The organism is Pseudomonas sp. Bout1, from assembly GCF_034314165.1.
Taxonomy (GTDB): domain Bacteria; phylum Pseudomonadota; class Gammaproteobacteria; order Pseudomonadales; family Pseudomonadaceae; genus Aquipseudomonas.
This window is the reverse complement of record NZ_JAVIWK010000001.1, coordinates 1592054-1617513: the sequence shown is the minus strand read 5'-3', so window position 1 is coordinate 1617513 and position 25460 is coordinate 1592054. Positions and strand designations below refer to the sequence as shown.

The 25460-nt window shown below is 60.2% G+C and carries 26 protein-coding genes; 14 read left to right on the top strand and 12 right to left on the bottom strand.

Features of this window, described 5'->3' with window-relative positions:
* The first annotated feature begins 66 nt into the window (after window positions 1-66).
* From RGV33_RS07390 to RGV33_RS07375, 4 genes are all read left to right on the top strand, one after another.
* Window positions 67-966, top strand: a complete 900-nt coding sequence (locus tag RGV33_RS07390) for a LysR family transcriptional regulator (RefSeq protein ID WP_322143708.1) — start codon at window positions 67-69, stop codon at window positions 964-966.
* 82 nt (window positions 967-1048) lie between these two features.
* Window positions 1049-1381 (top strand): hypothetical protein, encoded by a 333-nt coding sequence (locus RGV33_RS07385; RefSeq protein ID WP_322143707.1) that lies wholly within the window; start codon window positions 1049-1051, stop codon window positions 1379-1381.
* A gap of 91 nt (window positions 1382-1472) precedes the next feature.
* Window positions 1473-1955: a methylated-DNA--[protein]-cysteine S-methyltransferase gene (locus RGV33_RS07380; RefSeq protein WP_322143706.1), complete on the top strand. Its 483-nt coding sequence runs from the start codon at window positions 1473-1475 to the stop codon at window positions 1953-1955.
* A gap of 110 nt (window positions 1956-2065) precedes the next feature.
* Window positions 2066-2491: a low affinity iron permease family protein gene (locus RGV33_RS07375; protein ID WP_322143705.1), complete on the top strand. Its 426-nt coding sequence runs from the start codon at window positions 2066-2068 to the stop codon at window positions 2489-2491.
* Between the two features lie 54 nt (window positions 2492-2545).
* Here RGV33_RS07375 and RGV33_RS07370 read toward each other — a convergent pair whose 3' ends face one another.
* The 3 genes from RGV33_RS07370 to RGV33_RS07360 form a co-directional block, all read right to left on the bottom strand.
* The gene (locus tag RGV33_RS07370) at window positions 2546-3073 is read right to left on the bottom strand and encodes a DUF4142 domain-containing protein (protein WP_322143704.1); all 528 of its coding nucleotides are present in this window, start codon (window positions 3071-3073) and stop codon (window positions 2546-2548) included.
* 176 nt (window positions 3074-3249) lie between these two features.
* Complete coding sequence (gene fos, locus RGV33_RS07365) at window positions 3250-3654, bottom strand: fosfomycin resistance glutathione transferase (RefSeq protein ID WP_322143703.1); 405 nt, start codon at window positions 3652-3654, stop codon at window positions 3250-3252.
* A 27-nt stretch (window positions 3655-3681) separates the two neighbouring features.
* Window positions 3682-4596, bottom strand: coding sequence for a LysR family transcriptional regulator (locus tag RGV33_RS07360; RefSeq protein ID WP_416152111.1), 915 nt, complete (start codon window positions 4594-4596; stop codon window positions 3682-3684).
* A gap of 77 nt (window positions 4597-4673) precedes the next feature.
* Here RGV33_RS07360 and RGV33_RS07355 point away from each other — a divergent pair, with 77 nt between their 5' ends.
* Entirely contained in the window at window positions 4674-5162 is a 489-nt protein-coding gene (locus RGV33_RS07355) for a DMT family transporter (RefSeq protein ID WP_322143701.1), read from the top strand.
* Here RGV33_RS07355 and RGV33_RS07350 read toward each other — a convergent pair whose 3' ends face one another.
* The 5 genes from RGV33_RS07350 to RGV33_RS07330 all read right to left on the bottom strand — a co-directional run bounded on the left by RGV33_RS07350 (window position 5163) and on the right by RGV33_RS07330 (window position 10506).
* A complete protein-coding gene (locus RGV33_RS07350) occupies window positions 5163-6494 on the bottom strand; it encodes an MFS transporter (RefSeq protein WP_322143700.1) in 1332 nt (443 codons plus the stop codon).
* 60 nt (window positions 6495-6554) lie between these two features.
* Window positions 6555-7493 (bottom strand): hydroxymethylglutaryl-CoA lyase, encoded by a 939-nt coding sequence (locus RGV33_RS07345; RefSeq protein WP_322143699.1) that lies wholly within the window; start codon window positions 7491-7493, stop codon window positions 6555-6557.
* Complete coding sequence (locus RGV33_RS07340; RefSeq protein WP_322143698.1) at window positions 7490-8683, bottom strand: CaiB/BaiF CoA-transferase family protein; 1194 nt, start codon at window positions 8681-8683, stop codon at window positions 7490-7492. The genes RGV33_RS07345 and RGV33_RS07340 overlap by 4 nt, the downstream gene beginning before the upstream one ends.
* A 236-nt stretch (window positions 8684-8919) precedes the next feature.
* Complete coding sequence (locus RGV33_RS07335) at window positions 8920-9831, bottom strand: LysR substrate-binding domain-containing protein (protein ID WP_322143697.1); 912 nt, start codon at window positions 9829-9831, stop codon at window positions 8920-8922.
* On the bottom strand, window positions 9832-10506 hold the full coding sequence (locus RGV33_RS07330; RefSeq protein ID WP_322143696.1) for an NAD(P)H-binding protein: 675 nt from the start codon (window positions 10504-10506) through the stop codon (window positions 9832-9834).
* A 350-nt stretch (window positions 10507-10856) separates the two neighbouring features.
* Here RGV33_RS07330 and RGV33_RS07325 point away from each other — a divergent pair, with 350 nt between their 5' ends.
* Together RGV33_RS07325 and RGV33_RS07320 are read left to right on the top strand one after the other, a co-directional pair.
* Window positions 10857-12083: an aminotransferase class I/II-fold pyridoxal phosphate-dependent enzyme gene (locus RGV33_RS07325; protein ID WP_322143695.1), complete on the top strand. Its 1227-nt coding sequence runs from the start codon at window positions 10857-10859 to the stop codon at window positions 12081-12083.
* Window positions 12084-12129: 46 nt separating this feature from the next.
* A complete protein-coding gene (locus RGV33_RS07320) occupies window positions 12130-13317 on the top strand; it encodes an MFS transporter (RefSeq protein WP_322143694.1) in 1188 nt (395 codons plus the stop codon).
* Here RGV33_RS07320 and yiaY read toward each other — a convergent pair.
* Window positions 13284-14432, bottom strand: a complete 1149-nt coding sequence (gene yiaY / locus RGV33_RS07315; protein WP_322143693.1) for an L-threonine dehydrogenase — start codon at window positions 14430-14432, stop codon at window positions 13284-13286. The genes RGV33_RS07320 and yiaY overlap by 34 nt on opposite strands.
* 127 nt (window positions 14433-14559) lie before the next feature.
* Between yiaY and RGV33_RS07310 the strand changes: the two genes are divergently transcribed.
* Window positions 14560-15576, top strand: a complete 1017-nt coding sequence (locus tag RGV33_RS07310) for a DUF4917 family protein (protein ID WP_322143692.1) — start codon at window positions 14560-14562, stop codon at window positions 15574-15576.
* 803 nt (window positions 15577-16379) lie between these two features.
* Here the strand turns inward: RGV33_RS07310 and RGV33_RS07305 are convergent.
* Window positions 16380-16922: a helix-turn-helix domain-containing protein gene (locus RGV33_RS07305; RefSeq protein ID WP_177090499.1), complete on the bottom strand. Its 543-nt coding sequence runs from the start codon at window positions 16920-16922 to the stop codon at window positions 16380-16382.
* A gap of 104 nt (window positions 16923-17026) precedes the next feature.
* On the opposite strand from RGV33_RS07305, the gene RGV33_RS07300 reads away from it, so the two are divergent.
* The 5 genes from RGV33_RS07300 to RGV33_RS07280 all read left to right on the top strand — a co-directional run bounded on the left by RGV33_RS07300 (window position 17027) and on the right by RGV33_RS07280 (window position 23100).
* On the top strand, window positions 17027-17809 hold the full coding sequence (locus tag RGV33_RS07300) for an aldolase (RefSeq protein ID WP_322143691.1): 783 nt from the start codon (window positions 17027-17029) through the stop codon (window positions 17807-17809).
* 28 nt (window positions 17810-17837) lie between these two features.
* Complete coding sequence (locus RGV33_RS07295; RefSeq protein WP_322143690.1) at window positions 17838-18725, top strand: dihydrodipicolinate synthase family protein; 888 nt, start codon at window positions 17838-17840, stop codon at window positions 18723-18725.
* 183 nt (window positions 18726-18908) lie between these two features.
* Window positions 18909-19448, top strand: a complete 540-nt coding sequence (locus RGV33_RS07290; RefSeq protein WP_322143689.1) for an RNA polymerase sigma factor — start codon at window positions 18909-18911, stop codon at window positions 19446-19448.
* On the top strand, window positions 19445-20413 hold the full coding sequence (locus RGV33_RS07285) for a FecR family protein (RefSeq protein WP_322143688.1): 969 nt from the start codon (window positions 19445-19447) through the stop codon (window positions 20411-20413). Before RGV33_RS07290 ends, RGV33_RS07285 begins: the two co-directional genes overlap by 4 nt.
* A 128-nt stretch (window positions 20414-20541) precedes the next feature.
* Window positions 20542-23100 carry a TonB-dependent receptor gene (locus RGV33_RS07280; RefSeq protein WP_322143687.1) on the top strand — a complete coding sequence of 853 codons (2559 nt, stop codon included), beginning with the start codon at window positions 20542-20544 and terminating at the stop codon, window positions 23098-23100.
* 141 nt (window positions 23101-23241) lie between these two features.
* Here RGV33_RS07280 and RGV33_RS07275 read toward each other — a convergent pair whose 3' ends face one another.
* Together RGV33_RS07275 and RGV33_RS07270 are read right to left on the bottom strand one after the other, a co-directional pair.
* Window positions 23242-23559 carry a ribbon-helix-helix domain-containing protein gene (locus RGV33_RS07275; RefSeq protein ID WP_322143686.1) on the bottom strand — a complete coding sequence of 106 codons (318 nt, stop codon included), beginning with the start codon at window positions 23557-23559 and terminating at the stop codon, window positions 23242-23244.
* A 16-nt stretch (window positions 23560-23575) separates the two neighbouring features.
* Window positions 23576-24157 (bottom strand): DJ-1/PfpI family protein, encoded by a 582-nt coding sequence (locus RGV33_RS07270; protein ID WP_322143685.1) that lies wholly within the window; start codon window positions 24155-24157, stop codon window positions 23576-23578.
* A 324-nt stretch (window positions 24158-24481) separates the two neighbouring features.
* Here RGV33_RS07270 and RGV33_RS07265 point away from each other — a divergent pair, with 324 nt between their 5' ends.
* Window positions 24482-25381, top strand: a complete 900-nt coding sequence (locus tag RGV33_RS07265; protein WP_322143684.1) for a DMT family transporter — start codon at window positions 24482-24484, stop codon at window positions 25379-25381.
* Window positions 25382-25460 lie beyond the last annotated feature (79 nt).

Sequence of the window (25460 nt, the reverse complement as noted above, 5' to 3'; positions counted from 1 at the left end):
TTATAGAATGACCCGCGCACCCGAGACCAATACCGATTTCGAACCGATCAATACCCTGGGGCCAGGATGCTCGACCTACGCAAGCTGCGTTATTTTCTGACCGTCGCCGAAGAATTGCACTTCGGCCGCGCCGCTATTCGCCTGCACCTGGCCCAGCCGCCGTTGACCCGGCAGATTTCCGCGCTGGAGGCCGAGCTGGGGTTTCGCCTGTTCGACCGCACCAGCCGCACGGTTTCGCTCACTCCGCAGGGGCGTTCGTTCCTGCCCTACGCCCGTGCCGTGCTGGAGCAGGTCGACCTCGCCGAAGTCATCGCCGGCAAGCTGGCCGCAGGTGCCGCCGGGCAACTGGCTTTGGGTTACGTCAGTTCGATTGCCCTGTCGGACTTGTTCAGCCAGGCGATTCAAGCCTTTGCCCAACGTTTCCCGGATGTGCAACTGACATTGGTGGAATGCGCCTCCGGCAGCCTGGGCGCGCAGGTAGCCGATGGCCGCCTGGATATCGGCCTGAGCCGCTTGCTGCCCCAGGATGGCCAGACGCAAGTGCAGGCGTTGTCGTTGGGCGAGGAGCGGCTGGTGGCGGCGGTGTCCAGCGACAGCCCGTTGGCCAGCCAGGCCGAGGTCAGCCTGGCGCAGTTGAGTGGGTATCCGCTGATTCTGTTTCCCACCGATTACGGCTCGGGGCTTAACCAGTCCATCGAGCAGCTTTACCGGCACAAGGGTTTGCCATTGCGTGCCGGGCCAACGGGACGGCAGATCACTTCGATCATTGCGCTGGTGGCGGCAGGGCAAGGTGTGGCGCTGGTGCCGGCGTGCACCCAGAGCTTGATGAACAAGGGCGTGACGTATCGACCGTTGGTGGATCTGGACGCGTATGCGCAGTTGTTGGTTCTTACCCGAGCTGAAGGACGAAGCTTGATGGTTGAAGCGTTCATGACGGTCATTGATAAGTTGCTGCAGGACCGATAATGGCATTTAAGCAAACTCCGACGGCCACAACCCACTGAGGCCACGATGATGCTCACTCGTCGCCTCTGAACAAGGACCCTGCATGCTCCTTCCCGCACAACGCACACCAAGGCCCATACTGCGCAAGGTACTGGGCTGGGTACTGGTCACCCCTCTGCTGCTCTCGTTTCTGACGCTGCCATTTCCGTTCGGGCTCGTGCTTGTGCTGGCGTCCATCGCAGCCTCTGTCTATGGCGCTCGGTTTGCACAACTGTACGCCAGCCGGCGTGTGACCGTGTTTGCCGTGATTATCACAGTGTTCAACATCGCGTCCTTTTTTCTCATAAGCACTGCGTCGGTACTCAAGGCACTGTACTGGCTCTCGTGGCTTTACTGGTACCCGTATTACGCCAATTGGGTTTATTGGAACTTCTAAATATCTTGCGAATTCAACCGCAAGAAACGTAGTTTCACCCTGTACCGGCAGATCTAGAGTAGCGCTGCACACTAAAAAAAGGCGCCCGACCATGTCCTATGAATACACGCTCATGCCCTCCCCCGTCGGCCAACTGACCCTAGTGGCCCGTGACGGAAAACTCACCGCCATCCTGTGGGAAAAAGAGCGTCCCAACCGTGTCCGGCTGGGTGCCCTGCAAGAAGCCAACAACAGCCCGGTGTTGCAGGAAACCACGCGGCAGTTAAAGGAATACTTCGCCGGTACCCGCAACCGTTTCGAGCTGGAACTGGACTTTGCCGGCACCGACTTCCAGAAAAAAGTCTGGCAGGCGCTGCTGACCATTCCGTTTGGTGAAACCCGCAGCTACAGCCAGATCGCCACTCAGATCGGCAACCCCAAGGCAGTGCGAGCAGTGGGAGCGGCCAACGGGCGCAACCCGATTTCGATTATTGCGCCGTGCCATCGGGTGATTGGCGCGTCGGGCGGCTTGACCGGGTTTGCCGGCGGGCTTGAGGCCAAGCAGTACTTGTTGGCGCTGGAGGAGCGCGCCTGAACGCTCTGCCGATAACCGTACAATTTTATTCAAACTTCCAATTGTAAAAAGAAATTTCAAAGCGTGCCTGCGGTCAATATTTTCATCACCCACTTTTAAGGAAAACGGTCATGAAATTCTCCGCAGTCTCGCAGTCCCTGTCCCGCTGGGCAGGCAGTGCCCGCACGTTCTACGCGGCGGTGGCGTTGATCTTCCTGTGGAGTTTGAGCGGGCCTTATTTCCACTACAACGACACCTGGCAACTGATCATCAACACCTCCACGACCATCATCACCTTCCTGATGGTGTTCCTGATCCAGAACACGCAAAACCGCGACAACGATATTTTGCATATCAAAATCGACGAACTGCTGCGCGCTACCAAGGATGCGCAAAACGCCGTGTTGAGCCTGGACGGCATGGATCGCAAGGAACTGGAAAAACTGCGTAAGGAATACAAGACCATCGGCGACAGCGAATCCATCACCGTCACCACCATGGTCACCGACACACCGGATGAACATGGCCGGGCCAAGACCGATTTGAACCAGGCATAAAAAAACGGCGGCTGGAATATCCCGGCCGCCGTTCTTTATAGGTACTCAGGCCGATCAACCGTCGCCTTGGTGGCCTTTTCCGTAAGTCGATGCCAGCGCCCGGGCTTTCTCCAGGCGTTCTTCCAACTTGGGCAACGTCTCGTCCACCAATGCCTTTATTTCCGGGATATCAGACTCGGCGCCTTCCTGTTTGAACAGGGCGATCGCATCTTCATTGGCCTTGATCTGCTGCGCGGTGTAGGCCGCGTCAAACGAATCGCCGTCCTTTAGCTGCGGCATCAGCGATTCGGCCTTGTCGACGATCTTGTCCCGTGGCGCCACCGGCAAATCGAGCTTCTTGGCGATGGCGGCCAGATGCTGATTGGCCAGGGTGCGTTCATTGATGACTTCGATGGTGTAGTCCTTGATCTCCTGGGACGAAGTCTTGGCGTGTGCCATGCGGCTGGTCTCGATATCGGCCATGCCCTTGGCCGAAGCCTGCTCGATGAAATCGGCAGGCGACTGGGCGAAAGCATTGCTGGCGCCGAGGCCCAGCAGCATCGCAAAACTGGCGGTGCGTAACCGGATAGCCATGCGGCTCATGATGGGTTCCTCCAGGTAATAAACAGGCGCAGGGAAACAAGCCCCGCCTTGAATCTGAATTTTCAGCGCGGTAAAGGTTTAGAAAAAACTTCCCGGCGCGACGAACGGTCGTCAGGCCTTGCTGCCAAACAGGCCCGGTAACGCACGGGGCTGGAAGCGTTCTGCCTGTTCTGCTGCTAAGGATAAAACTTCATCCCTACATACGGCTTATCGCGACAGGCTTGCAGCCGTGACGCCAAGTCACCAACGTGAACCTCAAGCTTGTGACCGTCGGGATCAAGGAAATAGAACGAAGCGCCTTCACTGCGGTTGTCGCGCCATTCGGCTACACCGACGGCTCGCAGGCGGGCCACCGCTGAGGCAAAGTCCTCGGCAGCAACGGTGAACGCATAGTGGGTGTATCCGGCAGCGGGTGTACTTAGTGACTCTAAGGACAAGCACAACCAGAGCCCCGGCACCGACAGGTAGGCGCCGTTGTCCCAGGTCGCGTCGAGGCGCAGTTGCAGCAGCTCATTGTAGAAACGGATGCTGCGGTTCAAGTCGGTGACGGAGAGAGTCAGGTGATTGAGACCTAAGAGCATGGAGTTCTTCCTTAAACACTATGTTTATCAAACGCGCTCAGACAATACACCCTGCACCTGCCCATTCAACCACTGCAACGCCGGGTCCCCACCCCGCCGCGAATGCCAGGCCAGCACAAACGCAAACGACGGAATATGAAACGGCGGCGGCACAGCCAACAGTTGCTCATGATCAATGTTGAGCAGCCCGCGAGACGACACGGTAAGAATCAGGTCCGTGCCCTGGATCAACTGCGGCGCGACCCCCCAATGAGGCAAGCTGATCGCCACGTGCCGCCGCTCACGAATCGCGGTCAATGCCCGTTCGATTTCCGGCGTGCCGCTGCCGCGCATTTCCAGCAACACATGAGGCCGTGCCAAGTACGTGGGCAGGTCAAGCGCACCGCTTCGCGACAGGCTGTCACGGTCCACCAGGCACACGTAATGCTCTTCAAATAACGGGGTGCTGCGCAGTTCGGCAGGCATGTCGGGGAACACCCCGGCGGCCACGTCGATGTCGCCATTGAGCACGCCATCCAGCATGCCTTCGCGACTGGCCTGGATAACCTGCAAATCAATCCCCGGCGCTTCGCGGCGCAAGGTGCGCACCAGCCCCGGCAGGAAAATCGCCGCGCTGTAGTCCGACATGGCCACCCGAAAGGTGCGCTTGGCCGAAGCTGGATCAAAGCGATTCGGCGCCAGCAGCGCCTGTACCTGGGCCAATGCTTGCGCCAGCGGCATGGCCAGTTCCAGCGCGCGCGTGGTGGGCACCAGCGAACTGCCTTGGCGCACCAGCAACGGGTCCCCCAGCACATCGCGCAATCGCGCCAGGGCGTGGCTCACCGCCGGCTGGCTCAAATGCAGGCGCTCGGCAGCGCGGGTCACGTGTTGCTCGTTGAGCAAGGCGTCGAGGATCACCAGCAGGTTAAGATCGATACGTCGAAGATCATTCATCGGCTGCATGTTCTGCATAAGAATCTGGAATTTAAATTTGCGCGACGAATAGCCTAGAGTCCAGCAAAACCTCTGGGAGATTGATGATGACGACGATGCATTGGGTAGGTTTGTTGCTGTTGGCCGCGTTCGCCGGGGCGGTGGTGCCGTTTCAAAGTGCGATCAACGCCAACTTGGGACGCGGCTTGGGCCATCCATTGTGGGCCACCCTCGCCTCGCTGCTGGTGAGCATTATCGTACTGCTGCCGGTGATCCTGGCCCTGCGCCTGCCGCTGCCCAACCTTGGCTTTATCACCAAGGCGCCGCTGTGGATGTGGAGCGGCGGTGCGTTTGGCGTGTGCTTTATTTCGCTGGCGTTGATTTTGATGCCCAAGCTCGGCGCTTCGGGGTTCGTCGCCTTGGCGATGGCCGGGCAAATCATCGCCGCGTTGATGCTGGATCACTTCGGCCTGTTCGGGCTGGTGGAGCGCCAACTGACCGCGCCCCGGTTGATCGGGGCGTTGATGTTGATCGGCGGCGTGGCGCTGATTCAGTTCAGCGCCACGCCCACCCGATCATTGGTGACCACCGGCTGATCAGTGCTTGTCGAGTGTGCGCAGCTTCTGCGGCAAGCCCCACAGCAACAGCGCCGCCGCGACCAGCGCGCACACGCCGATGACATACAGCGCCGGCGTGGTGCTGCCGGTCAGGTCCTTGATCCGGCCGACCATCACCGGGCTGACGATACCGCCGAACTGGCCCAACGTGTTGATCACCGCAATCCCGCCCGCCGCGCCCGCACCGGCACCGGCCAACAACTTCGGTGGCAGCGTCCAGAACGTCGGGATCGAGGCGATGATGCCCGCGCCCAGCAAGCTCAAGGCAACGATCAGGAATGTGGTGTGATCGGCAAAGATTCCCGCACAGAAGAACCCCACGGCGCCCAGCGCCACCAGGCCGCTGACGAACTTGCGGCGCTCGCCGGTGGCGTCGGACAAACGGCCGATCACCACCATACTGATAGCGCCGCACACGTAGGGAATCGCCGTCAGCAGGCCGATCATCACCGGGCTCTGGGTGCCCGCGCTGCGGATCAGTTGCGGCGCCCAGAAGTTCAGGCCGTAGGACGCCACCTGGATCAGGAAGTAGATAAAGCCGAGCATCAGGAAGCCAGGGATACGCAGTGCGGCGAGCAACGAGCCGCCGCTCTTGTGGGGCTCATGCACGGCAATGCGGCTGGCCAGCAAGGTCTTCTCCGACGGGGTCAGCCAGTGGGCGTCTTCGATGCGGTCCTTGAGCAGCTTCAGCACCAGGAAACCCAGGCCAACGCAGGGCAAGCCACCCAGCAAAAACAACCAGTGCCAACCGCGCATTTGCAGCACGCCGTCGAGGTGTTCCAGCACCAGCCCGGAGAACGGCGCGCCCACCAGCCCGGCAAACGCCGAGGCGAGGAACAGCATCGAGGTGATACGCCCACGGTAGTGCTGCGGGAACCACAGCGTCAGGTAATACAACACGCCCGGTGCGAACCCCGCCTCCATCGCACCGATGATGAAGCGCAGCCCATAGAACTGCCATTCGGCCGTGACAAACACCATGGCCGCCGTCGCCAGCCCCCACGACATCATGATGCGCGCGATCCAGCGACGGGCGCCGACCTTGTACAGCATCATGTTGCTCGGCACTTCGAAGATCACATAGCCGACCACAAACAGCCCGGCGCCCAGGCCGTAAGCGGTGTCGCTCAGGCTCAGGTCGGTCTGCAACTGGAACTTGGCGAAGCTGATGTTGATGCGGTCAAAAAACGCGAACAGATAACAGACCATGATCAGCGGCATCAGGCGCCAGGCGACCTTGCTCACCAGGGCTTTTTCGGCATCGTGTTCAGCGGCCGGGCGCACGCCGGCCTCCAACGTATTCAGGCTCATTGTTTCTCTCCAGCGGACTGCTCGCAGGCGTCCGATTGTTTTTGTTGTCTGGTGGGCGGTTTACAAGGTCGCGATGTAGGCCGGTGGCGGATGCAGGTCGCAGTTGCGCCCGGCCTTGGCCACCTGGCCTGGTAGTTCGTGGCCAAGCAAGGCCGGCAATTGCCGCGAAAGCTTCAGCAAGTGCGGCAGGTCGATGCCGGTGTGAATCCCGACTTCTTCACACAGGTTCACCAGGTCTTCGGTGCAGATATTGCCCGACGCGCCGGGCGCAAACGGGCAGCCACCGAGGCCGCCCAGTGCCGCATCAAACCGTCGGGCACCGGCCTCGTAGGCGGCCAGCACATTGCACAAACCCAGGCCACGGGTGTTGTGGAAATGCAGGGTCAGGTCGCTGGCCGGAACACGCTCGAGCACGCGCTTGACCAAGCGCTCGACCTGGCGCGGATTGGCCATGCCGGTGGTATCGGCCAGGCTGATGCCCTGGATGCCCAATTCGCGGTAGGCATCGACCAATTGCAGCACGCGGTCTTCATCAATCTTGCCCTCGAACGGGCAACCGAAGGTGGTCGCGATGCTGCCGTTGAGGCGCACCGGATAGCCGCCGGCAAAGCTCACGATGTCGCCGAATGCCGCCAACGACGCTTCGCAACGCATGCGCATATTGGCCAGGTTGTGGGTCTGGCTGGCGGACATCACCAGGTTCAACTCATCAGCCCGCGACTCGATGGCACGCTGGGCGCCCTTGAGATTGGGGATCAACGCTACATAGATAATCCCGGGGCGGCGGGTGATGCCCTGGAACACCTGCTCGCCGTCGCGCAGCGCGGGAATGGCCTTGGGCGAAACGAACGAACCGGCTTCGATCCGGGAAAACCCGGCCAGGGACAGTTGGTCGATCAGGGCGATCTTGTCGACGGTCTCGACCCAGGTCGGCTCGATTTGCAGGCCGTCCCGGGGCGAGACTTCCTGCACGACCAGGGCATCGCAATAGTTTTTCATTGCACCACTCCCGAGGTTTTCAGGCGTTGAATGTCGGCGCCGCTCAGGCCCAGGTCGCCGAGGATTGAATCAGTGTGCTGGCCCAAACTCGGGCCCTGCCAATTCACCGCGCCGGGGGTTTCCGACAGCTTGGGCACGATGCCGGGCATCTTCACCGTGAGGCCGCCGGGCAGCTCGGCACTGAGCAGCATGTCGCGGGCCTGGTAGTGCGGGTCGGCGACGATATCGGCCACTGAATAGATACGCCCCGCCGGTACTTCGGCCGCTTCCAGGGCAATGAGCACCTGGTCGATGGGCAGGCTGCTGGTCCAGTGGGTGATGGCAGCATCCAGCACACCGCTTTTGGCTGCCCGGCCATCGTTGTGGGCAAACTCTGGCGCTTCGGCCAGGTCGGCGCGGCCGATGGCGAGCATCAGGCGCTTGTAGATCGGGTCGCTGTTGCCGGCAATCACCACGTAGGCGCCGTCGGCAGTCAGGTAGGTGTTGGACGGTGCGATGCCCGGCAAGGCGCCGCCGCTGCGTTCACGCACATGGCCGAGCATGTCGTATTCGGGCACCAGGCTTTCCATCAGGTTGAACACGCTTTCGGCCAGGGACACGTCGACAATCTGGCCGTCACCCTGACCGGTCTTGACCCGCAGCAGCGACATCAGCGCACCGATCACGCCGTGCAGCGAGGCCAGGGAATCACCGAGGCTCACGCCCACCCGCGCCGGTGGCGAATCCGGGTTGCCGGTGGTGTAGCGAATGCCGCCCATGGCCTCGCCGATGGCACCAAAGCCCGGGCGGTCGCGGTAAGGGCCGGTCTGGCCGTAGCCCGAGATGCGCACCAACGTCAGCTTGGGATTGAGAGCGTGCAGCACGTCCCAGCCGAGGCCGAGTTTTTCCAGGCCGCCGGGGCGCAGGTTTTCGATCAACACGTCGGCGTCGCCCAGCAGTTGCTTGACCAACTCCAGGCCTTCTGCGGACTTGAGGTCAAGCGCCAGGGACTTCTTGTTACGCGATTGCAGGTACCACCACAGCGAGGTGCCTTCATGCAGCTTTCGCCATTTGCGAAGCGGATCGCCCTGGCCCATGGCTTCGATCTTGATCACCTCGGCGCCAAACTCAGCCATCAGCCGGGCGGCGAATGGCGCTGCAATCAGGGTGCCGATCTCGATCACCTTGATACCGCTCAGGGGAGCCGTCATGGGGTGTACCTCTTGTTCTTGGAATGTGGGGCCAAGGCTAGAGGACAGGGACGGTAGAAATCCAACCGTCAGTTGGCAACGAGCGTTCGCCAAATGCGAAGCCTTGGGGATTTTGGGCGCTCTTTAAATCGCCATCGCGGGCAAGCCCGGCTCCCACAGAGGATCGATTTTTCCCCAAACAACTCGGTCAACTGTGGGAGCCGGGCTTGCCCGCGATGAGGCCAGCAGCATTTCGTTTAGCCCTGCTCCCGACGCAAATAATCGAACAACAACCGGCTCACCGGCGACAGCTGCGCCTCGTCACGCACCACCAGGATCAGGCTGCGATCCGACCAGGCGTCCGTCAGTGGCACCGCATGCAAACCCAACGCCCGGCCAAACAGTTCATAGGCCTTTTGCGGCAGAATGCCGATGCCCATATTGGCCTGGACCATCCGGCACATCGCATCAAAACCCGGTACATGGATACGCAGGCGCAACACCTTGCCCGCCTCACGCGCTGCCGCGTGGGTGCGCATGTTGATCGAGCTGGCGGAGTGCAGCCCTACATAGTCACTGTCCAGAGTCTCGGCAAAGGCCAACGTTTTGCGCGCCGCCAACGGGTGGTCCGCCGGCATCAGCACCACCAGCTTGTCCCGGCGATAGGTCACGCCGGGCAGGCCTTTGGTATCGGTGTCGCTGGAGCAGATTCCCAGGTCCGCAACCCCATCGATCACACCCTGGACCACGCCATTGCTGGGCCGCTCTTCCAGGTCGGCTTTGACCTGTGGGTGCAGCGCGGAAAAGTCGCGCAAGTCTTCCGGCAGGAACTGAATGATCGCCGAGAGATTGGCAAGCATCCGCACATAACCACGCACGCCGTGGCTGTGCTCGCCCAGTTCCAGGCCCATTTTCTCGACGTTGAACAGCATCTGTCGCGCATGGTGCAGCAAGGTCTCGCCGGCGGCCGTGAGCTGCATGCCCTTGGCCTGGCGTACAAACAGGCTTACGCCCAACACGTGTTCCAGCTCCATCAACCGCTTGCTGGCCGCCGAGACCGCGATGGCTTCACGGGCGGCGGCGCGGGTCAGGGTGCCTTCTTCATGCACCGCCACAAACAGTTGCAGGGTGATCAGGTCAAGGCGGCGGACCAGGCTTTTGTGCAGCATCTAGGCGCGCTCGGTGGCCAGGCGATTGATATCGGCCTGCTCTACCACAGCCGACGGGGCGCCGTGCCGGACGGCCGAGAGCATCGCGCGGCCAACGGTTTCCGTGCTCACGACCCAGGCCGGGCGCACATGGCGCAGCAGCGACAACAGCGGGCCGATCACGGTGTAGATGGATTGGTAGAGCGGGGTTTTCGAACGCACGCCATGCAGCGGTTGGATCACGCCGGGGCGGAACAGGTACACCGCCTTGAACGGCAGGCGCAACAAGGCGTTTTCGGTCTTGCCCTTGATCCGCGCCCACATGGTTTTGCCGGCTTCGCTGCTGTCGGTACCGGCGCCGGACACGTAGATGAAGGTCATCTGCGGATTGAGCCGCGCCAGGGTGCTGGCAGCCACCAGCGTCAGGTCGTAGCTCAAATGGGTGTACTTGGCTTCATCCATGCCCACCGAGGACACGCCCAGGCAAAAGAAGCAGGCGTCAAAGCCTTGCAGCAGATGCTCCAGGGGCTGGAAATCGAACATGTCGGCATGCAGCACCTGATGCAGCTTGCCGTGTTCCTGGGTCAGTGCGGTACGGCCTACGGCCACCACTTCCTGCACATCACTGGCCAACAGGCACTCGCGCAACACGCCTTGGCCGACCATGCCGGTGGCGCCGAATAGCAGAACTCTCATCAAAAACTCCCATGAACCTGCTGGTTTTTTCCAAAACGAAAACGGCGCTCTCACGCCTTCTGTACGTCTTCATTAGCAAGTTAACACTTAACCCAAGGACGTGAGTCAATAGGTTCACCAAACCAGACACGGGTATGCGGCTCATAGAGCCTCTGCTGGCGTCTTCGACGGCGATACTGGCAGACATCAGTGAGAACATAAACATAACGTCCAGGTCTTTATCAAAAAAGCAGGAGTTTACACACGCAAAAAATCCCAGCGCGTGCAGGTCATGTAGGAAGCATCTGACTTATCCAAAGATACTTTTCTCGCTAAGGTCTTTGGCCCTAAGCAGAAATGGACACCCAACAATGGAAAACCATCCATACAACAAATTTACCAATTACAAAAAAGTGATTCAGTTAGCAGACAGTGACTGGCAAACAGCAAAATCAGGTCGAATCTGTGAGTTAAACGTCACGGTAAAAAAAGCCAATCTACTCACTGACCAATACGGAAGAGACGTCCATCACTTCTGTACAACATCATACTTGGGACTGGACTACCACCCAGACATCCTTAAAGGTGCGATACGAGGAATACAAGAGGCAGGAACACTACGCATTGCAAACTCAAAAAACCGCTGCAAACTAGCCATTCTTGATCAGTATGAAACAGAGCTGTCTGAACTTTTTGATTCAACGTGCTTAAGCGCTTTATCTTGCAGCGCTGCCACTTCCGGCATACTACCTTTGCTCGCCAGCGGAGCGTTCACTGACGACAATCCACCCATCATGGTATTCGACAAAAAATCGCACTACTCGATGAATCACCTTAAAGCTTCATGCGCAGATGAAACAGAGGTAGTAACCGCCCCCCATAACGACATTTCATTTCTCGAAGATTTATGTAAAAGGCATAAAAAAGTTGTATACGTAGCGGATGGCATTTATAGCATGGGAGGTTTCGCCGACATAGAAAGCCTTCTCTATTTAAAGTCGCGTTATGGTCTATTCCCATACTTGGACGACTCCCATGCACTATCGGCGATTGGGGAGAACGGGAGCGGCCATGTTCGACCACAGCTGTCGCACTTAGATGATCAGATCATAATCGTCGCGTCCTTAGGCAAGTCTTTCGGCGCAAGCGGCGCAGTAGTGATGCTCGGCAACGAGCGCCAAAAGAATTTGATCTATCGCTATGGAGGACCTAACAACTGGTCCCAAAGCTTAAACTCCGCATCGATCGGGGCAGGACTCGCCTCCATTCAACTACACAAATCAGACCAACTACCAGCCCTGCAACAGAACCTTCAATCAAACATCAAACTATTTGACAGCTTAATAAAATCAGATCAATCAGGCGCAAATACACCAATTCGATTAATCACTTGCGCAGGAGCTGAAACAGCAAACAGAGTGGCTATAGGGCTTGCAGAGAAAGGTTTTTTCACCTCAGCAGTATTTTTCCCGGTCGTTCCACAGGGAAAAGCGGCGATACGTATTACGCTACGAGCGGACATGCCCCACTCTCTAATCAAGCTATTTTGTGTAGAGCTTAGAGCCTTGATGATGGAACACGGGAAAGCTAATGATTAGCACCACCCGATAATCTTGTACTCATCTGTAGAAGGATGCCCCACGCTTGAAAAGCACCACCACCCTCGCCATCGCCTGCAGCGCGGCCTTTCTGTCCCAGGTTGGCATCAGCAGTTACCTACCCGCCGTACCGGCGATTGCCCACGCATTGCCTGCTGCCGAGGACCAGGTGGCGCTGGCCCTGGCGGTGTATTTGATCGGCATGGCGTTGCCGATGCTGCTCTGGGGCAGCCTCGGTGAGCGGGTTGGCAGAAAGCCGGTGCTGCTGGCGGCGTTGGCGCTGTATGCCCTGGCCAGTGTGGCGATTCCGTCCGCCTACAACCTCGAATCCTTTCTTGGCCTGCGGCTGGTTCAAGGCCTCGGCGCGGGCGGTGTATCGGTGATGGCGCGGGTGCTGGTTCGCGACAGTTTCAGCGGTGCGCTGTTGGCCAAGGGCCTGTCGTGGCTGGGCATGACGTTCGTGATCGCGTTGGGCATCGGGCAGTTTGTGGGCTCGCTGTTGCAGGTGGCGTTTGGCTGGGAAGCGATCTTTTATGGGCTGGCGATGGCGGCTGTCGGCTTGATGATTGCGCTGCAACGGGTGGTGTTTCCGACACTGGAAAAAGCCGCCGGGCACCTCTCGGCCTGGCGCAACTACAGCACGATCCTGCGCCATCCGGCGTTCCTGCGCCCTGCATTGGCGGGCGGTTTGGGTTACGGGGTGATCATCGCCTTCAACACCTGCGCACCCTTGATCTTGCAGGGCCATTTCCAGTGGAGCGCGGCGCAATATGGCTGGCTCGGCTGGCCGATCAGCGGGGCGTATCTGGCGGGGGCGTTGATGGTCAATCGCCTGGTCGCCCGCACCGGGCGCCTGTCGATGATGAGTTGGGGCGTGGCGTTGGTGATGTGCGCCAGCGCAACGATGTTGCTGGGCAGCCTGTTTGCCAATGGCCTGGCGATTCTATTGTGGTTGCCTTACTGCCTGGCGGTGTTCGGGCAGTCGATGAGCTATCCCATCAGCCTGTCGCTGGCCAATGATGAGTCGCCGGTGAGCGGCTCCTACGCCATGGCCATGAGCGGCTTTATGCATCAGTTGATGGCCGCGGCGATCGGTGGTGTGGCCAGCCTGTTGGCGAGTCAGCAGGCCTGGCCGTTGGCGGTGTTGTGCGTAGTGCTGGCGGGCGGCGCACTGTTGAGCGTCGCCCTGATCAGAGCCGATCAAAACGCGCTGCGAAAGATCTCCTCAATCTGACGTTGATCCGCCCGCCGTGGGTTGGTCAGGCCGCAGGCGTCCTTCAATGCATTGGAGGCCAGCAGCGGGATGTCCTGCAACTTGGCACCCAACTCGCGCAGCCCGGCAGGAATCTCCACATCCTGGGACAGGCTGCGAATTGCCACGATGGCCGCCTGGGCGCCCTCTTCCGCCGTTGTGCCCTTGATATCTGCGCCAAGGGCCCGGGCCACATGGCTCAGGCGTTCGGCGCTGACGCTGGCGTTAAAACTTTGCACATGGGGCAACAGCACCGCATTGCATACGCCGTGGGGCAAGTCGTACAGGCCGCCCAACTGGTGGGCCATGGCGTGCACGAACCCCAGCGAGGCATTGTTGAAGGCCATGCCGGCGAGGAACTGCGCGTAGGCCATGTTCTCCCGCGCGGCCATGTCTTTGCCGTCGCGCACCGCAATCCGCAGGTTGGCGCTGATCAGTTCGATGGCCTTGATCGCGCAGGCATCGGTGATCGGGTTGGCGGCGGTGGACACGTAGGCTTCGATCGCGTGGGTCAGCGCGTCCATGCCGGTGGCGGCGGTCAGCCCCTTGGGCATGCCGACCATCAGCGCCGGGTCGTTGACCGACAGCAGCGGTGTGACGTTGCGGTCCACGATGGCCATTTTCACGTGGCGGGTTTCGTCGGTGATGATGCAGAAACGGGTCATTTCGCTGGCGGTGCCGGCGGTGGTGTTAATGGCCACCAGCGGCAGTTGCGGCTTGGCCGACTGGTCGACGCCTTCGTAGTCGCCGATGTGCCCGCCGTTGGTCGCACACAGGGCAATGCCCTTGGCGCAGTCATGGGGCGAGCCGCCGCCGAGGGACACTACAAAATCGCAGCCACTGTGGTGCAGCAGCGCCAGGCCTTTTTCGACGTTTTCAACATTCGGGTTGGGCTTTGCGCCGTCGTAGATCACCGAGTCGATGTCCTGCATCGCGAGTTTCTCGGCGATCATGCTGGCTACACCCGCCTTGGCCATGCCGGCATCGGTGACGATCAGCGCCTTGTGAAAACCGTAGTTGCGGATGGCCGTCATGGCTTCGTCGAGGCAGTCGATGCCCATGATGTTAACGGCGGGAATGAAGAAGGTGCTGCTCATGGTGGCTAAACCTCTAAAGTCGTTATGCCTACAGCATCGACCCCGTTTACCTGCGGCATCTTGACCAGGATCAACGCCCGCTCGTGATAAAGTCACCGCCCAGCCGATTTTGAGTAGACCCGCCGCAATGAAGGATTCCCAGGATTTTGATGCCCACCTTGAAGACTGGAACGCCTTGCGCAGCAGTACCGCCTTCAGCGGGATCCTGATCGGCAACGGCGCCAGCCGCGCAGTGTGGGAAGACTTTGCCTACGACTCGCTGTTCGAAAACGCCCGCACCGTGGAAGAGAAACCCCTGAGCCAATCCGAGCTGAGTGTGTTTGACGCGATGCAGACCCGCAGCTTTGAGCAGGTGCTGGGCGCGCTGAAAACCACCAGTCGGGTCAACAAGGCCCTGGCGGTCAGTTCGGCGGCGCCGCGTAATCGCTATTACGCGATCAAGGAAGCGCTGATCAATACGATCCACAGCGTGCATATTCCATGGCGTTTGGTGAAGCCTTCGACGCTGGCGACGATTCATCAGGAGTTGGCGAGTTATCCGACGGTGTTCACCAGCAATTACGACCTGCTCAACTACTGGGCGATCCTGCATGCGCCGGGCATCGATGACCTGTTTCGCAGTGCCGATGCGAGTTTTGACTTGCGCAATACGGTTACCGATACCACACGTATTCTGTACCTGCATGGTGGTTTGCACCTGGTGCGTAACCTTGATGGTACGGCGCGTAAACTGCCGACTACCGACAGTACGTTGCTCAGCAGTTTTGCGATCAATAACACGATCAAGACGCTGGATGATGTGCCGTTGTTTGTCAGTGAAGGGAAGGTTGAGGAGAAGCTGAAGACTATTCGCAGTTCTGACTATTTGTCGTTTTGCTATGAGCAGTTGTTGAGCCATGAGGGTGGGTTGTGCATTTTTGGGCATCACCTTGGCGCGCAGGATGTGCATCTGGTGCAGGCGATCCGGCAGGCCAGGGTCAAGACCCTGGCGATTTCGGTGTTTGGCCGCAGTGCGGGGTTTATCCAGCAGCAGAAGCGGCGTTTTGCTGAGTTGTTTGAGGGGGTGGATGTGGAGTTGCGGTTTTTTGATGCGCGTAGTCATGTGCTTGGGACATCGGGGCTTTCGGTGGCGGTAGAGCGGTGATTGGGGTTGGGGTTGGGGTTTTTGGGTTGGGTGCATATCCGTTGCTGCGGTAACGGCCTCCTAGGGTTCCGCTCTTACAGCGGGTCACTTTTGGCAAACGCCCCAAAAGTAACCAAAAGGTCTTTGCCCCACCACTCGGTGCCTCGCTTAGGCTCGGCATGCCCGCAATCAGACCCGTCTCCGCGGGCCGCCGCGACGGGCCATCCATGGCCCGGCGCGGCTAAATCGGCATCCTTGCCGATTTACCCGCTACACCGTGCCTGCTTGCGGCCATCGTGGTTGACGGGGCCTGCAGATCAAGGTCAACAGCAAGAGCACGGCGGCCTGAAAGCCGACCTGAGTGTTAAAAGCAAAAGCAAGGCGTAGGAGCTGGCTTGCCGGCGATGCAGGCAACTCGGTTTTTTCAGATACATCGAGGTGATGCCATCGCCGGCAAGCCAGCTCCTACGGGCATGTTCGCTGTTGATTTGGCTTTTAACACTCAAGCCGGCCTGTAGGCCGCTGTGTTCTTGATCTTGCTTGTGATCTTGATCTGACTGCCCCATTCAGCCCGAGGCCGAACGCAGGGATTGAGGAGCGGGTAAACCGGCAGGACGCCGGTTTAGCCGCGACGGGCCAGGGACGGGCCGTCGCGGCGGCCCGCGGAGCAATGCCGGAGTGAGGGAACACCGAGCCTAAGCGAGGTGCCGACAGGCGGGGCAGAGCGTTTTGGTTACTTTTGCGCTTTTCAAAAGTGACCCGCTGTAAGAGCGGAACCCATCGAAGCCGTTACCTAAATAACGGATATGCCCACAACCCCACAGTCACTCATCGCTGCTGTGCACCACCACCAACAACTGCGCCTGAACCTCCCCCACCGACCGAATCCGGTGGGGCTTCTGCGCATTGAAATGCAGCGCATCCCCGCGGTTCAACACCACCCGCTCACTCATGAAATCCACTTCAACCTGGCCTTCATGCACAAACAAAAACTCCTCACCCAAATGCTCCTTGAAGGTCTTGTCCGTAAACTCCGCCGGCGGATAAATGATGAACGGCAACAAACTACGCTCGCTGACCTGATGCGCCAGCACCGCGTAACCCGGTGACGCATCAGTGCCCGACAACGCCTGCCGCTCATGGCTGCGAACCAGGCTGTAGCTGTCGAGGCTCACGCTGTCTTCACTGAACAGTTCCTCGACCTTCACGTTCAACGCCTTGGCCAGTTTCAACGCTGCGGCAATCGACGGCGTATTCAACCCGCGCTCGACTTTCGACAGGTAGCTCTTGGTCATCCCGGATTTTTCCGCGAGCGACTCCAAGGTCACGCCAAGTTTTTTTCTCAGTATTTTCAAACGGATAGACATGTGCAGCGGTTAATCCATTAAAGAGTCGATGAAGAATACTTGTCAATGACACTTTGTGTCATATAGTCTCTTTCGTGTCATTTGCTACGAACAAGGACACAGACATGGCCAAGACATTAGCACTCCCGAAAGACCAACTGGTCAAGCAAGCACTGACCCAGATGCAAAACACCCTGGCGGATAATACGTGGACCGACCGGCAAAAGCTGGCGCTCACCTGCCGGATTCTGTTCGAGAACGGCCATGACTCCGGCCTGGCCGGGCAGATCACCGCACGCGGCCCGACCCCGGGCACTTATTACACCCAACAACTGGGCCTGGGTTTCGATGAAATCACCGCCAGCAATCTGCTGCTGGTCAACGAAGATTTGGAAGTACTGGAAGGCCACGGCATGCCCAACCCGGCCAACCGTTTTCACAGTTGGGTGTACCGCGCTCGCCCGGATGTGAACTGCATCATCCACACTCACCCGACTCACATCGCCGCGTTGTCGATGCTCGAAGTGCCGCTGCAGGTGTCCCACATGGACCTGTGCCCGCTGTACGAAGACTGCGCGTTCCTCCAAGCCTGGCCCGGCGTGCCGGTGGGCAACGAAGAAGGTGAAATCATCACCGCTGCACTGGGCGACAAGCGCGCGATATTGCTTTCCCACCACGGCCAATTGTCCACCGGGGCGAGCATTGAGGAAGCCTGCGTGATCGCGCAGTTGATCGAGCGCGCGGCCAAGTTGCAGCTGCTGGCGATGGCCGCCGGCACGATCAAGCCGATCCTGCCGGAACTGGGCCGCGAAGCCCATGAGTGGATTTCCAAGCCCAAGCGCCATGGCGCCGCGTTCAACTACTACGCTCGGCAGAACCTGCGTCAACACGCCGATTGCCTGAACTGAAACCCTTTTTTCGACAGGAGACTTTTCCATGTCCAGCCCTTCTATTCACGGCATTATCGGCTACACCATCACCCCGTTCAGTGCAGACGGCCAGCACCTGGACCTGGACGCCTTCGGACGCTCCATCGACCGCCTGATCGACAGCGGCGTACACGCCATCGCGCCGCTGGGCAGCACCGGCGAAGGCGCCTACCTCAGCGATGCCGAGTGGGATGAAGTCGCCGCCTACAGCCTCCAGAAGGTCGGCAAACGCGTACCGGCCATCGTCAGCGTCTCCGACCTGACCACCGCCAAGGCCGTACGCCGCGCACAGTTTGCCGAAGCCCACGGTGCGGACGTAGTGATGGTATTGCCGGCCTCGTACTGGAAACTCAGCGAGGCGGAAATCCTCGCTCACTATGCCGCCATCGGTGACAGCATCGGCGTGCCGATCATGCTCTATAACAACCCGGCCACCAGCGGCACCGATATGTCGGTGGACTTGATCCTGCGCATCGTCAACAGCGTCGACAACGTGACCATGGTCAAGGAAAGCACCGGGGATATTCAGCGCATGCACCAGTTGCACCGGCGCAGCGAGGGCCAGGTGCCGTTCTACAACGGCTGCAATCCGCTGGCGCTGGAAGCGTTTGCGGCTGGGGCGAAGGGCTGGTGCACGGCAGCGCCGAACCTGATCCCGCAGCTCAATCTGGATTTGTATGAAGCCGTTCTGAGCAATGACCTGACGAAAGCGCGAGCGCTGTTTTATCGCCAGTTGCCGTTGCTGGACTTCATCCTCAAAGGTGGCTTGCCGGCGACGATCAAGGCCGGTTTGCGGCTCACGGGGCTGGAGTGCGGGGACCCACGCTTGCCGGTGTTCCCGCTGGGTGAGGCTCGCCGGGTTCAGCTTCAAGAACTGCTGACCACATTGCGGTGACCCCCTGTGGGAGCTGGCTTGCCTGCGATGGCATCACCTCGGTATTCCTGACAAACCGAGGTGCCTGCATCGCAGGCAAGCCAGCTCCCACACTGATGCGTATATTTCAATAGAGACAAATGACAATAATTCTCGATATCATTCGCGACTTTTCTACGTCGTGCTTCGTCAAGAAGGATATCCATGTCTCGTCCCAAGCCCGACCCGCTGTCGGCCGATGCCTTTCGCGGGTTCTATGCAGATATCCTGCATTTCCTGCGCAAACGCACGGACAACGCCAGCGACGCGGCAGACATGACCCAGGATGTCTTCACCCAATGGCTGGACTACCGCGACCGGGCACAGGTTGCGCAGCCACGGGCGTTTCTGTTCCAGATGGCGCGCAACCTGCTGCGCGATCACTGGCGTAAACAGAAGGTGCGGCACACCGTCCACCAGCAACAGGCCGAGCTGGATGCCGAACCTGTCAGCGACTCGCGAGACGATCCCATGGCCGCCGCGCAACGCCTGCAACGCCTGGAACAGTTGAAAGAAGTCCTCGCTGAACTCTCGCCCAGAAGACGAGAAGCCCTTATGCTGCACCGCTTCGAAGGCCTGAGCCAGGCCCAGATCGCCGAGCGCATGGGCGTTTCGATCAGCATGGTGGAAAAGCACATCGCTTTTGCCTTGCTGCATTGCAAGCAGCGACTTCAACAAGAACAGGGCAAGGAGCAGCCAGAATGACCCGCCTGAGCGACATCGACACCTGTGGCATCGAGGCCAGCGACTCGATCGATGCCCAGGCCGCCAGCTGGTTTGCGCGCAACCGCAATGACGCGGGCCGCGCCGACCGCAAGGCGTTTGCCGCCTGGCAGTCGGAGCCGGCCAATGCTCGCGCCTATGCCGAATTCGAACAGCTGTGGGCCGACCTGGCCCAGTTGCAGCAACTGAACAAACCGACACCGCTACCCGTACGCAAACAGCCCGTGTGGCGCCCCGCCCTGGCGGTGGCGGCCGCGTTGGTGTGTGCCCTGCTGGCGAACAATCTCGGTGCCCCGCGCGAGCTGTTCCACACCCAGGTGGCGGCTCATGCCAAGGGTATGCGCACCATGCAACTGCCCGACGGCAGCACCTTGTACGTCAACGCCAACACGCGCCTGCGAGTGGACTTCACCAGCCACCAGCGCGTCGTGCATCTGGATCAAGGCCAGTTGTATATCGAGGTTGCCGCCGACAAGGAACGCCCGCTGTTCGTGCAGGCCGGCGAAGCCAACGTACGGGTGGTCGGCACCGGCTTTGATGTGCGGCGCAGCAAACAACAACTGGTGGTCAGCGTGGCTCACGGCCAAGTGGCGTTCGATGCCGATGCCAGGGTGCCTGCCACGTTGCTTGGCGCCCAACAGCGCGCCACGTTCAGTTATGCCAAAGGCACCCTGCAACAACAAACCCTCACCGCCGACGAAATCGCCGATTGGCGCGGTGGGCACGTATCGTTTCGCAATCGCGAGCTGGCCAGCTTGATGGACGAGTTGAGCCTGTACCGCCCCCAGGCACCGTTGCTGGTGGACGGCGCAGTGGCGCAGTTGAAGGTCTCGGGCAACCTGGATGTGAATGATCCGGACGCCCTGCTCAACGCCCTGCCCGCCCTGCTGCCGGTAAAAACCGTGGCCCTGGCCGATGGCAATATCAGGATCGAACCGCGCAAGTAATCCTGCAAAATTCTTGTTTGAGAATATTTTGCATTCGCATGTGAGGATTATTTTTTCTGCCGCGTCTTCCTCCGGTCTGCGTTTGATACGCACACCTTTTTGGCCATTTGGCTACTCCGGGGGATTTCATGTTTCGCGCGCCTTGCCACGTTCAGCACTTGTTTGTTCGACCCACCGCCCTTGCCGCCTGCCTGGCCTTCAGCCTGAATGCCCAGGCCGAGTCGTTCAAACTGCAATTGCCGGCCCAGCCCCTGGCCACGTCCCTGAGCCAGGTGGCGCAGCAGGCGAAAATCCAGCTGCTGTTCGATGAAGCGTTGCTGAAAAATATCCAGGCGCCGGCCCTCAATGGCGACTTCACCCCGGAAGTGGCGATTCGTACCCTGCTCAAAGACGGCGAGTTCGTGTTGCTCAAGGTCGGCAGCACCTACGTGGTACGGCCCGAAGAAGGCAAGACCACCAACAGCAGCGCGATTCAGCTGGAAGCCCTGAGCGTGATCGGCACCGGCAACGAGGTCGACTCCACCACCGTCGGCCGCTCCACCCTGAGCCAGGCCGACATCGACCGTTACCAGTCCAATAACATCCCCAGCCTGCTGCAAACCCTGCCCGGCATCAGCCAGGGCGGCTCGCTGAAGCCCGGCGGGCAGACCATCAACATCCGTGGTTTCGGTGACGCCGAAGACGTGCCGCTGACCGTCGATGGCGCCACCAAAAGCGGCTTTGAGCGTTACCAGCAGGGCACCGTGTTTATCGAGCCCGAGCTGATCAAGAGCATTGAAGTAGAGAAAGGTCCCAACTCGGCCTTCAGTGGCAACGGCGGCTTTGGCGGTACGGTCAACATGACCACCAAGGATGCCCCGGACCTGCTCAAGGACGGGCGCAACAGCGGCGCCATGCTCAAATACGGTTACTCCAGCAACGACCATGAACAGGTCTACAGCAGCGCGGTTTACGGGCGCACCGATGACGGGCGCTTCGATGCCCTGGCCTACCTGACCCAGCGCGACGGCGGCGACATGAAGCTGGCCGCCACCCTGCCCAACGATAACAACCAGTACCCGATCAACCCCAAGCGCCTGCCCAACAGCGCGCAGAACGTGGACGGCAAGCTGTTCAAGGTGAATGCACACTTTACCGATGAGCACAGCCTTGGCCTGTCGTATTCACGCTCTAACAGCCAGCGCTGGACGCCCTTCTCTGCCGCCAGCTACCCGACGCCGCCGACCCAGGCCAACATCGACCGCTATGGCTACGAAGCCGCGCTGAAACGCTTCCTGGCCAACCGCAACACCGTCGACACCACCTGGTCCGGCAAGTACGAATACCAGCCGATGAATAACCCGCTGGTGGACTTGACCATCAAGTATTCAGAATCCAACACCGACCAGACCGACGAGCGTGACGCCACGGCGTTTTTCCAGCTCGCGACCGGCGGGCGCAAGATGGACACCTCCTACAACGACAAGAACCTAGACGTACGCAACGTCAGCCTGTTTTCCACCGGCGTGTTGCAGCATGCGGTGACCACCGGGGTGCAAATCCGCAAACACGCCCGGGAAACCGAAATGTGGATGCCCGGCGCCACCTACAACACCCCAAAATATAACTACGGGCACTTCCAGCCGGGGTTCATGCCCCATGGCAAGGTCGACACCAACAGCTTCTTTATCCAGGACGCGGTGACGCTGGGCGACGTGACCATCACCCCCTCGATGCGCTATGACCATGTGCGCAACCGCGGCGAGGCCAACGACGCGCCGTACTACAGCAACCCGGACCCGGCCATCGGCCACGACTACAGCGACCGCACCTACACCGGCTGGTCGCCCCGCCTTGCGGCGTACTGGACCATCACCCCGAACGTGGCGATGTTTGCCAACTGGAGCCGCACCTGGCGTGCCCCGGTGATCGACGAGCAGTATGAGGTCCAGGGCCTGGGCAGCCGCACCGCCACCAGCGTCGACCTGGACCCGGAGCGCATCACCTCGATCACCCTCGGTAACGTCACCCGCTTCGCCGACGTGTTCACCCACGGCGACAACCTGCAACTGCGGACCACGCTGTTCCACAACAAGGTCGAAGACGAGATCTTCAAGGCCACGGGCGTGGGCTGCCAGAACCAGGCGGTCAACGGCGGGACCATTTCCAGTGCCTGCCCGCCGGGGGCGATGTCCAACTACCGCAACATCGGCGGCATGACCATCAAGGGTTTCGAGGCCGAGAGTTTCTATGACTCCACCTACGTGTTCGGCTCGGTATCGTTCGCCTACACCACCGGCAAACACGAAGGCGCCTACACCAACCCATGGGGGCCGGACGTCTGGGCGCGGGATATTCCGCCGACCAAATGGGTGGTGGTACTGGGCACCAAGATCCCGAGCCTGGATATGCAGGTGGGCTGGCAAGGACAATTCATCGGCGCCACCAGCCGTTTGCCGAGCGACAAGTATTCCGGTGGCCCGGGCAGCAGCATCGGCGACCTGTTCTACGATCAGTACGGCAACAAGCGCTACAACACCCAAGGCCTGTTCGCCAGCTGGAAGCCGCAGCAGGCTTATCTGAAGGGCACCGAGGTGAACTTCACCGTGGACAACCTGTTCAACAACAACTTCCGCCCGGCCCTGAGCGGCGACCGCGCCTACACCAAGGGCCGCGATGCCAAGATCAGCGTGACGCAGTTCTTCTGACCCTTCACCAGCATTCGGCCTGGAAACCCGATCAGTGTGGGAGCTGGCTTGCCTGCGATGCGGGCGACTCGGTCAGCCAGTTAAACCGAGGCGATGTCATCGCGGGCAAGCCCGGCTCCCACATTGAACGAGTTGCCACATTTAGATCTTCTGCGTGCCACTTCTGGGATTAACAAGGCCGAGGCCTGGGGCGTGAACCCGCTGCTTGCTCAGATACCGCGTGCAACTCACCCGCAGGAACGAAGCAAAATTCACCACTTCGCCGCGGTAGTCCATCACCTCTTCATACAGCTTGGTGATCAGTTGATTGGTGGTCATGCCATCCACCTCGGCGATTTCGCTGAGGATGTCCCAGAACTGGTTTTCCAGGCGTACGGTGGTCACCACGCCGCAGATGCGCAGGGAGCGCGAGCGGGATTCATACAGAATCGGGTCGGCCTTGACGTACAGTTCGCACATGGTGATGACCTCCGGTTTACAGGGTGATCCGAGTACCCAGCAGGCCAAGGAAACCCGCCAGCCAGCCAGGGTGCGCCGGCCAGGCCGGGGCAGTCACCAGATTGCCTTGAACATGGCTGTCGGTCACCGGGATATCGATGAACGTACCGCCCGCCAGTCGCACTTCCGGCCCGCACGCCGGGTAGGCGCTGCACTCGCGGCCTCCCAGAATGCCGGCGGCCGCCAGCAGTTGCGCACCATGGCACACGGCGGCGATAGGTTTGCCGGCCTGGTCGAACGCCTTGACCAGTTGCAGGACTTTTTCGTTCAGGCGCAGGTACTCGGGTGCACGACCACCGGGCACCAGCAGCGCGTCGTAGTCAGCGGCGTTCACCTTGGCAAAATCCGCATTCAGGGCGAACAGGTGCCCGGGCTTTTCGCTGTAGGTCTGGTCGCCTTCGAAGTCGTGGATTGCCGTGCGCACGGTCTGGCCGGCGGTCTTGTCCGGGCACACGGCGTGTACGGTATGCCCCACCATCAGCAGCGCCTGGAACGGCACCATCACTTCATAGTCTTCGACGTAATCGCCGACCAGCATCAGGATTTTTTTCGCGGCCATGGGGCATTCCTCCGGTTGAACGGTTGGGCAGACAAGAGTAGCCAAGATAGACCCGCAGGCTTGATCCGGGTAATGGCCCGCTACTACATCAGCACCCCGGCTTGTGTGGGAGCCGGGCTTGCCCGCGATGCAGGCACCTCGGCCTGACAGGTAAACTGTGTTGACCCCAATGCAGCCTCGCCAAGGCTCGACAGCTCCCACATGAACCGAGTCGCCCGTTCAAAACTGTACGGCTCAATCTGCACCCAGCTGTAAGCCCGTGTTTGCGGGGCTTTGTGGCTAGATGAACGTCCACTTCCGGCCCATTCGATTCTGGTTCCTTCCATGAGCTCCCGCGAAAATACCGGCATGGCCCTCGGCCTGCTGGGCGTCGTCATCTTCAGCCTCACCCTGCCCTTCACCCGTATCGTGGTGCAGGAAATCCACCCGCTGCTCAATGGCCTGGGCCGGGCGTTGTTTGCGGCGGTGCCGGCGGCGGCGTTGTTGCTGTGGCGCCGTGAGCGCTGGCCTACCTGGCGCCAGGTGCGCGGGCTGACGCTGGTGATTGCCGGGGTAATCCTGGGGTTTCCGGTGTTGTCAGCCTGGGCCATGCAAACCTTGCCGGCGTCTCATGGTGCGTTGGTCAACGGTTTGCAGCCGCTGTGCGTGGCGCTGTATGCGGCGTGGTTGTCCCATGAGCGGCCATCGAAGGCGTTCTGGGCCTGCGCGGCGCTGGGCAGTGCGCTGGTGCTCAGTTATGCGCTGATCACCGGCGCTGGCAGTATCCAGGCGGGTGATCTGTTGATGCTCGGGGCAATTGCCGTGGGTGGCCTGGGTTACGCAGAGGGCGGCCGGTTGGCCAAGGAGATGGGCGGCTGGCAGGTGATCTGCTGGGCGCTGGTGCTGTCGACGCCGGTGTTGATCGGGCCGGTGGCGTACCTGGCGCTGCAACACGAAGGGCCGATTTCGCCGCGCACCTGGTGGGCGTTTGGCTATGTCTCGCTGTTTTCGCAGTTCTTCGGCTTCTTTGCGTGGTATGCCGGGCTGGCCATGGGCGGCATCGCGCGGGTGAGCCAGATTCAGCTGTTGCAGATCTTTTTCACCATCGCGTTTTCGGCACTGTTTTTTGGTGAGCACATCGAGCCGATTACCTGGCTGTTTGCCTGCGGGGTGATTGCGACGGTGATGTTGGGGCGCAAGACAGCGGTGCAGCCTGCACCGGTCTCCAAGGCGAGCACGATCTAATGTGGGAGCTGGCTTGCCTGCGATAGCATCACCTCGCTTTACCTGATACACCGAGGTGCCTGCATCGCAGGCAAGCCAG